The sequence below is a fragment of the Amycolatopsis sp. WAC 04197 genome (assembly GCF_003947475.1).
In the GTDB taxonomy this organism is placed as follows: Bacteria; Actinomycetota; Actinomycetes; order Mycobacteriales; family Pseudonocardiaceae; genus Amycolatopsis; species Amycolatopsis japonica.
In genome coordinates this window covers 129,622-140,043 of sequence record NZ_QHJK01000011.1, presented here as the reverse complement: position 1 = coordinate 140,043, position 10,422 = coordinate 129,622, and the positions used below count along the sequence as shown (strand labels likewise).

Sequence of the window (10,422 nt, the reverse complement as noted above, 5' to 3'; positions counted from 1 at the left end):
CACGCGAGTTACGGCAAGGGGGACGGGTCAAAGCGCTTCGAGGGTCGCCTTCATCGCCGGAACCAGGTCGTCGCCCATCTTCTCGAATTGCCGTTTGAGAAAGGGGTCCGCGAGTTTCGCCAGGCCGTGGAACTCGATGGTGGCGTGGTAGCTGACGGTCGTCGTGCCGTCCGCTTCGGAGATCGTCAGGTCGTCGGTGGACGTCGCGGTCTTGTTGCTGCCGACGAAGACGATCCGGTCCGGCTCCAGCCGGTCGAGCCGATAGGTCAGCTCCGTCTTCTTGCCGCGGAACTCGGACACGTTGTGCCACCGCGAGCCGACGGCGATCGGGCCGGTGTCGGTGCGGGTGCAGGACACGGTGCCGGGATCCCACGACTCGGCGTGCGCGAAGTCCCGCAGGTAGCCGACGACGGTCTGGGCGGGGGTGCGGACGGTGATCGTCCGGTGCACGTGGACCATCACGACAACGCTACGCAGGAGAACCGGCTCCCGCAGCCTCAGCGAAACGCGTGAAGGCCTCCTTCCCTCGGCTCAGTCGAGGGAAGGAGGCCTTCACGCGCGTTCGGGGCTACTTCTTCCAGATGATCGGGTCGTCCTTGTACCCGTCGCCGTCGTTGAACTCGGCGCCACCGACCTCGCCACCGTCCCGGATGGCCTGGAGCTCACAGGTCTCGTAGGTCGCGCCGACGGTCTTGAAGTCCTTCTTCGCCGACTCGGACTGGCAGGCGGTGGTCTCGCCGGTGATGATCACGCCGGTGCCCTTGTTGTCCGGACCGACCGCGCGCATCCGCACCGTGCTGTAGGTGAGGTCCGTGCCGCCGACGTTCTCCACCGTCATCCGGATGTACACCGGCGTCATGCCCTTGGCCTTCTCGCCGTAGGAGGCGAGGTCTTCCTTCGGGCCGAGTTCGATCGCCTTGACGGTGATCGCGATCGTGCCGCTCTTGTCGTTGCCGTACTTGAACGGGACGACGGCGCGTTCGCCGACCTTGAGCGCCGTGCCGGGGGCGGTGGCGTCCGCGTTCGAGACCGGGACGGTGCCGCTGGTCGCGGGCGAGGACGCGGGTGCCGACGTCGGCGCGGGCGACGGGGCGGGGGCCGGGCTGGCGCCCTTTTCCTCACCGCCACAGGCGGAAAGCAGCAGCGCAGCGGCGCAGCCGGCGGCGGACAGAGCGATACGGTCGAACTTCATGGATCTCCTCGGACTCCCCGCCGAACCCTGCTCCGGCGTTCTCGCCACGCACCGTAGTTGATGAGGGAGTACATCGGTGTGGTCCATTCGCACCAGAGCAGGTCACGAATCGGTTACGCTTATCGGCCTAATGGGTGTGCTTTCACTTCTTCCAGGTGATGGGGTCGTCCTGGTAGTCGCCTTCCCGGAAGATCACGCCGCCGACCTCGCCGCCGTCCTTGACGCCTTCGGTCTTGCAGGTCTCGTAGGTCGCGCCGGCGGTGGTGAAGGCCTCGGGCGCCTCCTCGCCTTTGCAGGCCGCGGTGCTGTTGGCCAGGATCACCTTGGTGCTCTTGCCGCTCGGGTCCACCGCGCGCACCGATACCGACGTGCCGGAGAGGTCCGTGCCGCCGACGTTCTCGATCACCATCCGGACGTAGACCGGGAGCATGCCTTCGCCCTTGTTCTTGAACTCGGCGAGGTCTTCCTTCGGGCCGAGGTCGACCGACTTCACGGTGATCGCGATCGTGCCGGACTTGTCCGCGTCCTTGAACGGGACGACGGCGCGTTCGCCGACCTTCAGCGTGCTGCCGGGCGCCAGGGTGCCGTCGGCCCGGACGGTCTTGTCGCCCTTCTCTTCCCCGCCGCAGGCGGAAAGCAGGAGTGCCGCGGCGCAGCAGGTGGCGATCAGGGCGGACTTCATGGATCTCCTCGGACTCGTTGCTCGTCACGCAACGTAGTCGCTGGAGGAGGGGGTGCGAGTGGTCCGTTCGCACCACAACCGGTCACAGATCGCTTACGCCGATCAGCCCGTCTTGGATCGCCCGCGCGACGAGCGCGGCCTTCGTCGGGGCCTCCCTGCCCATCTGGGCGTACTTGACCCGGATCCGCTCGAGATGCGAGTTGACCGTGTTCGGCGAGATCCCCAGCCGGTGCGCCACGAAGTCCTTCGACTCGGACTGGAACCACTCGATGAGCACCTCGGTCTCGCGCGCGGAGAGGGCGGGCCGCCGTTCCGAGCGGTCCCCGGCCATCGCACCCGCCATCGACGGCGGCGTGTACGACCGGTCGGCCGCCGCGGTGCGCACGGCTTCGAGGAGATGTTCCGCGCCCTCGGCCTTGGTGAGATAGCTGAGCGCGCCGAGTTCGAGGCACTGCAGCACGGTCTCGTCGTCGGCCCGCATCGAGTAGACGACGACGCGACGGCCCGCTTCGGTGAGCCGCCGCAGATCGCCCATCACCGGGGTGGTGCTGTTGAGGTGCAGGTCGAGGATGACGACGTCGGCCTGTGCGCCCTCGCCGATCCACGCGGCCCGCACGTCCTCGCCCTCGGCCACGACGGTCACCGGCGGGGTGCCGCAGGACAGCCAGTGCACGACCCCGGCCCGTACGGCCGGATGATCGTCGACGACCACCGCGGTCAGTTCGGTCGCGAACGCCATTTCGCCTCCATCCACGATCGTTCTCCCAGTGCGTGCCATTCGACGTCGACGGCGCCCGATCCGTTCTCCGTCACCCCCGGTTCACCGTCCGTGATCGCCGCGACACGGATCTCGTCGTCGGCGCGCAGGACGCTGACCCTGGCGTGCGACCGGGCCGCGACCAGCGCGGTCATCAGCGGACCGGTCAGTTCGCGGCGGACGGCGGTCGGGACCGGGGCCGGTTCGCCGCTGACCGCCAGTGTCACCGTCAGTCCCCGCCGCTCGGCGAGATCGACGCAGGCCGAGACCTCGTGCAGCAGCGGGTCGGGGACGTCGTCGTTCTCCGCGAACAACCGCCGCAACTGCGTGGCCGCGAGTGCGCACCGCCGCCGGACCTCGTCGTCACGCGGGTCGAGGGTGCGGTCGGCCAGCCCGGCCAGCAGCGGCAAGGTGGCCCCGAGCTGTCCGGCGAACCGGTTCCGCTGGTCGGCCTCCCGCTCCTCGGCGAGCGCCTTGCGGTGGGCCTGGCGGTCCCGTTCGGCGGAGGCCTCCGCGGCTTCACCCGCCCGCCGGTTGACCACTCTGATCAGCGCCAGCGTCGCGGCCTGGAAGGTGAGCACGCTGAGCGCGACGATCACCACGCTGCCGATCTCGCCGCGGTCGGTGAGCTCCACGCCGAACTGCCGGACGACGGCGAGCGTCATCTGGAGGACGAGCGCGGCCATCGCGATCGCGGGGCGGTCCATCAGCAGCACCAGCAGATGCCAGCCCGCGAGACCGGATGCCCAGTTCTCGTCGCCGAAAAGCCGCTCCGGGGGCAGCGTCCAGACCGCGACCGTCGACGCGGCGAGCACCACCACCGCCCCCGTGAACGCGACCGGCCAGGGGACCGGCTTCCAGCGCAGCACCCACCACGCCGCCACGACGAGCACACCGGCGAGTGCCGCGTAGGCGATCCGGCCGGGGGTGTCGGTCAGCCGGGCCAGGCTCAGCCCGACCTGGATCGCCGCCGTCGCGAGCAAGACCGCGATCCGGCAGCCGCCGAGGACGCGGTCCGCGGTCTCATTCATGCGGCCACACCAGTTCCACCGTGGTCCCCGCGCCGGGCGCGGAGGTCACCTCGGCCCGGCCGCCCGCCGCGGCCATGCGTTCGACGAGCGATTCACGGACACCTCGCCGCTGCGCCGGGGTCTTCGCCGGATCGAAACCGCGGCCTTCGTCCCGGACGGTCACGCGCACGCCGTCTTCGACCGTCAGCCTCGCCTCGCGGACACCCGCGTGCCGGTCGACGTTCACCAGTGCCTCGCGTACGGCGCGGACCAGCGCGAGCGCCGCCGACGCCGGGATCGGCGCGACCGGCGACCAGTGCGTCTCGACCTTCACCGGGCTTTGCGCGAGCACGCCGCGCAACGACGTTTCGAGATCGACCACGCTGCCGGGACCGGATTCGCCGGTGAGGATCGCGAGATCGCGGCGGGCGTAGCCGGCGACCTCGGCCGGGTCCGTCGTTTCCCCGCGCTGGGCGACGGTGAGAAAGGTGGCCGCGGCCGTGTCGTGCAGCACGGCCAGATACTCACGTTCCTGCAGACGTCTTTCCACGGCAAGGGATTCCTCGCGCGTCAGCCGGGCCCGGCGCTCGCGGAGGTGGTCGATCCGGCGCGTGGTCCGCGACAGCAGGAGGAAGGCGCCGCGGGCGAGGGTGGCTTCGATGAGCACTCGCAGGACCACCGAGAAGCCGTCCTCGAAGCCGAGCGGCACCACTTCGATCGCCAGCAGGCAGGCGATGGCGGGCACGGTGATCTTCGGCGGCCATTCCCATTGGAGGGTGATGGCGGTGAGGGTGAGCACGTTGAGGGCCCACTGGTTCAGCTCGCCCGCTTCGGGCGCGGTCAGGAACTGGGTGCCGCAGATCGCCCCGGCGCGTACCAAGGTCAGCGCGAACGCCAGCGGCCTGCCCCGGCCCGTCTTCCCCACGACGTACTCGGCCACGGCGGTGACCAAGGCCAGCGCGAGCAGACCGAAGGCCAGTGGGAGCGCGCCCGACGGCGTGGCGAGGACGCCGAAAACGCTGATCACGAGCAGTCCGGCGCCCCTGGCCGGACCGGCGAACCGGCCGACCACCCGCGAGAACTCCGCTTCGACGGAGGTCTCACGATCGGACGGCACGGCAGCAGTCAAACAGATGCCTCGAGCGTGCGCAGGTCCAGTACCCGCCAGGTGAGCGCCTCGTTCCCGCCCACCGACCACCACACGTACGGCCCCCGCGCCAGCACGGTGCCGAACTCCGCCGCCAGGTCGGCCATCCGGCCCGTGGCGGTGTCGTAGAGGGCGAGCACACCGCGGTCGTCATCGACCACGATCGCGTACCGGTCGAGCACGACGACGTCGCCGAACGCGGGCCGGATCCCCTTCCCGCCGACCCGTCTCCGGTCGGAGCCGTCGGGTTTCATCAGGTCGAACCGCGCCGTCCCGCTCTGGCGCAGCACCTGGACCCGGCACCAGGACGGCGTGCAGTCGACCAGCTCGACGTTCTGCCCGCCGACCCGCGAGACCCGGCCGTCGCGCAGGTCCACCAGCTCCGACGGTCCCGCCTGCTCGACGGCGGCCGACGTCGCGAACGGCCAGGCGGTGAGCGCGAAGTCGCCGGGCAGCGGGGTGGTGGTCACCGGGCCGCCGGACAACGCGACCGTCCGCACTTCGGTGGCGTCGCCCCGCACGGCGGCCCAGGACGCTCGGCCTTCATGCACGACGAGGTCGTACTGGGAGTCCAGGAGGACGACCCGCCCGGTGTCGGCGGTGACCAACACGGGGCTTTCCCCGCGTGGCCCGGAACGCCACAACGCGCCCGTCCCGGTGATGTCGGACAGTTCCAGCCACACCAGCGAGTCCGGCGAAGTGGCGAGAACGAAGCGGGGCGAGCCCGCCAATGGGACTTCGCGGAGCACCCGTTCTCCCAGCGTCAGCCTGAGCGAATCGCTCGCCCGGGTGATACCTGCGGAGGTCCCGGAATCCAGGTACGCCAAGGGTGTGTAGGGCGAACCGGTGACCGTGTTCGCGGTGATCCGCGCGCCCGGCCACACATCGGTGACCGACGCGGAGACCGGAGCCTTGACCGCCGGGACCGGCGCGGGCAGGACCACGACCACGACGGCCGCGACCGCCGCGAGCGCCAGGCCGATCGGGGTGCAGTCACGGAGGATCACCGCACCACCGCGGGGGAGGAGGCGTTCGCACGGAGGAGCGTGGGCGCGCCGGTGCCGTCGGCGGGGACGGAGTAGATCGCCTTGTCCCGGCCGTAGGCGACGGTCCGGTCGTCCAGCCACTGCGCCTGGTCGTCCAGATGCGCCGGATCGGCGAGCGGGACGTCACGGCCGTCGGCGAGGGACAGCACGTGCAGCCGCCAGCGGTCGCCGTCACGGAACTTGTAGGCGACGCGCGTGCCGTCCGGCGAGAGGGAGGGGCATTCGACGTTCTGCCGCACCGTGGTCAGCGTGCGGCCGCGGAGGTCGCCGCGGACCAACCAGGTGCCGCCCGCGGACCGGGCGGTGGCGTAGAAGGTCAGATCGTCGCGGGCGAAGGTCACGCCCCAGTAGTTCAGATCCTTGGCGGGGTAAGGCTTTCCGTCGACGGTGAGCGCGAAGTCCTCCAGTGAGCCGTAATGGTTCCCGGTGTCCAGGTCGTAGATCCCGGCGGTGGTGGAGAACGTGCCCACCCCGCCCAGATACGAGTCCCCGGCGCGGAACACCGTCCAGCCCACCAGCCGCCCGGACGGCGACACCCTGACCCGCGACGGCGTTCCCCATTCGGAGATCTGTCGCGGCTCGGCCCCCGGTTTCGTGACGACCAGTTCGGCCTGGTCGGGTACCGCCGTCGCGCGCAGGCATGCCAGGGTGCCCGCGGCGACGTCCACGCGCTGGCAGGACGGGCCGACGCGCTCGTCCTGCCGGACGCGGCCCGACTCGTCGACGTACAGCAGCCCGCCCCGCGCGAGGTCCAGCCGCTGTTCCGCCACTGCGTCGCCGGTGCGCAGCCCGACGAACACCGCCCCGGCCACCACCGTGACCACGAGCGCCGCGACGCCCACCCAGATCCGCCTCATGCCACCCTCGATCCGGCCAGTACCGACACCAGCAGCGCCACGGCGAACACCGCGAACGCGGGGGCCGGCGCCATCCCCGCCGCGAGCGCGCCGAACAGCACCGCGCCGGCGGCCCTGGCCAGCGCCTGTCCGGTTTGGACGAACGCGAGACCGGTGGCCCGCAACGACTCCGGCACCTGCGGCGCCGCGTATGCCATCAGCACGCCGTCGGTGCACGCGTAGAACACGCCGTGTGCCGCCAGGACGACCACCGCGACGAGCCAGCCGGTCGCCGAAGCGGCCAGGACGGCATACGCGGCGAGCAACACGACGTGCCCGGCGAGGAACACCTTCCACCTGCCGAGCCGGTCCGCGAGCCGCCCGATCGGCGATGCCAGCGCCATGAACGTCAGCGCCGTCGCCAGCGGCAGCAGGGGCAGTGCCCCGGGCGGCAGCCCCGCGGACCGCTGCACGCCGACGAACAGGAACATGTCGCCGACCGTGCACACACCGAGAAGCGCCGCGGCCAGACAGGTGCCGCGGAGCCCTGGCCCGCGCAGCAAGGCGAATCCGGCGCGCAACCGGACCCGCGACCGCTCGACGGCCCCGGCGGGGGCGCGGACGAACACCGCCAGCACGATCACCGCGATCACGGCGAAACAGAAGCTCACCCCGAACACCGCCGGGTAGTCGCCGGCGAGCACGGTCAGCAGGCCGAAGGCGGCGAGCGGCCCGAGCAGCGCGCCGGCGGTGTCCATGGCGCGATGGACCCCGAACGCGCGGCCCAGGCCGTCGGCCGGGGTGGCGAGGGTGATCATCGCGTCCCGCGGCGCGGTGCGGATACCCTTGCCCGCCCGGTCCGCGCCGATCACCAGTCCGATCGCGCCGAGCGACGACCCGGCGGCCGGGAAGGCGAGTTTGGTCGCCGCCGAGAGGCCGTAACCCACCAGGGCCACGGCCTTCGGACGGCCGAGACGGTCGGCGAGATAGCCGCCCGCCAGCCGCAGCAACGCCGTCGCCCCCGTGTACAGCCCGTCGATCGCGCCCAGCTGCAGGAACCCGACGCCGAGGCCGTACACGAGGTAGAGCGGGAGGACGGCGGTGACCATCTCGGCGGACAGGTCGGTGATCAGGCTGACCACGCCCAGCCCGATGACCGTGCCCGGGACCGCGTGCTTCGAACGGCTCGCGGGCCGGGCGGGGGCGGCGGAGCGGATGGAGGAGACGTACATGGCGGCCTTCCCGGCGCTGCTGTCGTGAGTGGCTGGAGGTAAGCACACCCTTGATCTGTCCTAAAAGGACACTTTCCGAGATCAAAGCGTCCGATTCAAGCACTTTGCGCAGTGTTGGCCGGGGGTCGTGAGTGGCGATTGTCGTTCTAACCCTCTTTATCACTCACGACCCCGGGCCGAAGGCTCCCTTGGCCGCGTCGGACGAGGCGAAGGGAGCTTTCACCCCGGCTGAGGCCTCGCTCACGAACACGCACGACTCGCCTTCGGCACGGCCTTACGGCGCGAGTTGCAGTCGCAAGGCGCTACGCGGTGACGCGGATGTCGTCGACCGCGGACTCCCACAGCGACGCGGTGCTCGCGTCGGCCGCTTCGACCAGCAGGCGCACGCTACGGCCGGCGAACGACGACAAGTCCGCCGTCGCGTTCTGCCAGACCCCGGCCACCTCGGTCGCGGACCCGGTCTTCTCGAACACCGTCGTCGGCGTGGTCCCGTCGAAGACGCGGATCCGCAGGTAGTCCGCCGACGTCGCGTTGTCGCCGTGTGCGAAGGTGTAGGAGAAGGTCAGTTTCCCGCCCGCGGGCACCGTGAACGCCGGTGAGGCCATCGACGACGCCCCGCCGTCGAGGTCGTTGACCCCGTACTCCGACCCGGCCAGCCGCCCGGTGACCAGGCAGTTCACGCCGCTGGTGGTGTCGCCGCGCTGCTTGATCTGGTTGCTGTAGGTCGAGGTGGTCTGTTCGGGATCGCCTCGTTCCCACTTGCCCGCCGTCGCGGTGTCGGAGCCGGCCGCGTTGAGCCGCCAGCCCTTGTCCGTCTCGAAGTCGTCGGCGAACGCCTCGCCGCCCGCCGCGCCGACACTCACCGTGACCTTCGCAGTCTGCGTCGTGGAGCCCGAAGTCCCGGTGACCGTGGCGGCGGCGGATCCGGACGCCGTGTCCGAAGCGGTCAAGGTCAGCGTCGCGGTCGCCGTGCCGTTCGCGGGCGGGGTGACCGACGAGGGAGAGATCGTCCCGGTCACGCCCGAGGGCAGGCCGGAGACCGAAAGCGCGGTCGCCGCGGTGAACCCGCCGGTGCTGCCGACGTTCACCGTCACCGACGCCGTCCCGCCCGGTTTCACCGACACCGACGACGGCGTGGTGCCCACGGAGAAGGCGGGGGAGGAGACGGCCTTCTTGCATTTGCCGGTCGCGGTGTCGGTGAAGGTGCGGCCCGACACCGGCACGAAGTCGCTGCGGTAGTCGGTCGCGGTCAGCGTCAGCTTCCCGACGCCGAAGGTGTTGGTGTTACCCGCCTCCTGCACGGCGGCCGAGGACTGGTCGAAGTTGTAGTAACCCCGGCCACCGGTTCCGATCAGCAGTTCGCGGACGCCGTTCGCGTCGTCGCGGGTGCCGTCCGGCCGGGACGGTGCGTAACGCTGGTAATTGTGGTCGTGCCCGACGACGATGAGATCCGCCTTCGCGTTGTAGAGCGCCTGGAAGAACGGCGTGACCGACGAGTCGTCGCCGTGGGTGCCGCGGCTGAAGCGCGGGTGGTGGAAGAACGCGGCCGTGCACGGTTTGGTGCTCGCCGCGAGGTCGTTCTTCAGCCAGGTCTCCTGCGCCGAACCGGTGCTTCGGGTGATGTTGGAGTTGAGCGCCACGAAATGCCAGTCGCCGACGTCGAAGCTGTAGTAGCCCTTGCCGCGTTCACCGGCTCGCGCGCCGAAGTAATCGAAGTACCCGGAGGCGCCGGACGTGTTGTATTCGTGGTTGCCCGGCGTCGGATAGGTGATCGCTTTGAACTGCCCGTAGTAAGGGTCGTAGTTGTTCTTGTATTCCGACAGCGTGCCCGAACTGTAGGCGTTGTCCCCCGCCAGGATCAGCGCCTGCGGGTTCATGTTCTTGATCAGCGGCGCGGTCTGGTTGCACGAAGACCCGCAGACGTCGCCGACCGCGGCCACTGTGGTCGTCGCGGCGGCGAGCGGCCGGTCGCCCGCCTGATAGGCGTCGATGGCGAAGCGGCTGGCGGGGTCGGACAGTGCCGCCGACACCCGCACACAGTCGCCTTCGAACGCGCGGGTGTGGAACGCCTTGCCCGGCCAGTGTCGCGAAGTGAGCGTGTACGAGCCCGCACTGCTGCCGGTCAGGGTCACGGAGTCGTTGCCGCGTAACGAAAGCTCCGTGAACCGGACGCGTAGCCAGTGCGCGCCGGGCGCGCAGACGGACCGGTCGGCCGAAGTGGACGTGCCGCCGCCGGACACCGACGCGGGGCCGCCGGTCACGCCCGCTTCGGTCAGTTGTGGAACCTGATCGGCCACTTCGGGCACGGCGGGCGGAGCGGCCCCGCCTGCCTGGGGATGCGCGGCGACCAGGAAGGCCCCGGCCGCCAGCGTGGAGGTCGCGACGGCGAGCGTGCGACGGCGCCATCGTTTCGTGGTTGAGCGCATGCGAGATCATCCTCTTCGGTCATCGGCGGGAGGACGTGCGAGTCGTCGGGGATTCGGGGGATTCTTCCGACGATTCCGACCCTAATCGCGGCCA

The 10,422-nt window shown here is 70.6% G+C and carries 10 protein-coding genes; all 10 read right to left on the bottom strand.

The features are described 5' to 3' along the window. Positions 1-27: 27 nt before the first annotated feature. Complete coding sequence (locus tag DMC64_RS35245; protein ID WP_125737013.1) at positions 28-459, bottom strand: SRPBCC family protein; 432 nt, start codon at positions 457-459, stop codon at positions 28-30. A 109-nt stretch (positions 460-568) separates the two neighbouring features. Next, positions 569-1,192 carry a hypothetical protein gene (locus DMC64_RS35240; RefSeq protein WP_125737012.1) on the bottom strand — a complete coding sequence of 208 codons (624 nt, stop codon included), beginning with the start codon at positions 1,190-1,192 and terminating at the stop codon, positions 569-571. 142 nt (positions 1,193-1,334) lie between these two features. Beyond that, complete coding sequence (locus DMC64_RS35235; protein WP_125737011.1) at positions 1,335-1,874, bottom strand: hypothetical protein; 540 nt, start codon at positions 1,872-1,874, stop codon at positions 1,335-1,337. A gap of 82 nt (positions 1,875-1,956) precedes the next feature. Continuing rightward, on the bottom strand, positions 1,957-2,613 hold the full coding sequence (locus tag DMC64_RS35230) for a response regulator transcription factor (protein WP_037336921.1): 657 nt from the start codon (positions 2,611-2,613) through the stop codon (positions 1,957-1,959). Next, positions 2,592-3,662, bottom strand: coding sequence for a histidine kinase (locus tag DMC64_RS35225; RefSeq protein WP_125737010.1), 1,071 nt, complete (start codon positions 3,660-3,662; stop codon positions 2,592-2,594). The genes DMC64_RS35230 and DMC64_RS35225 overlap by 22 nt, the downstream gene beginning before the upstream one ends. Next, positions 3,655-4,758 carry a sensor histidine kinase gene (locus tag DMC64_RS35220; RefSeq protein ID WP_125737009.1) on the bottom strand — a complete coding sequence of 368 codons (1,104 nt, stop codon included), beginning with the start codon at positions 4,756-4,758 and terminating at the stop codon, positions 3,655-3,657. Before DMC64_RS35220 ends, DMC64_RS35225 begins: the two co-directional genes overlap by 8 nt. A gap of 8 nt (positions 4,759-4,766) precedes the next feature. Next, positions 4,767-5,795, bottom strand: a complete 1,029-nt coding sequence (locus tag DMC64_RS35215; protein WP_125737008.1) for a hypothetical protein — start codon at positions 5,793-5,795, stop codon at positions 4,767-4,769. After that, the gene (locus DMC64_RS35210; RefSeq protein WP_125737007.1) at positions 5,792-6,691 is read right to left on the bottom strand and encodes a hypothetical protein; all 900 of its coding nucleotides are present in this window, start codon (positions 6,689-6,691) and stop codon (positions 5,792-5,794) included. The genes DMC64_RS35215 and DMC64_RS35210 overlap by 4 nt, the downstream gene beginning before the upstream one ends. Continuing rightward, positions 6,688-7,902, bottom strand: a complete 1,215-nt coding sequence (locus DMC64_RS35205) for an MFS transporter (RefSeq protein ID WP_125737006.1) — start codon at positions 7,900-7,902, stop codon at positions 6,688-6,690. Before DMC64_RS35205 ends, DMC64_RS35210 begins: the two co-directional genes overlap by 4 nt. Positions 7,903-8,204: 302 nt before the next feature. Continuing rightward, positions 8,205-10,328 (bottom strand): metallophosphoesterase, encoded by a 2,124-nt coding sequence (locus tag DMC64_RS35200; protein WP_125737005.1) that lies wholly within the window; start codon positions 10,326-10,328, stop codon positions 8,205-8,207. Positions 10,329-10,422: the final 94 nt, after the last annotated feature.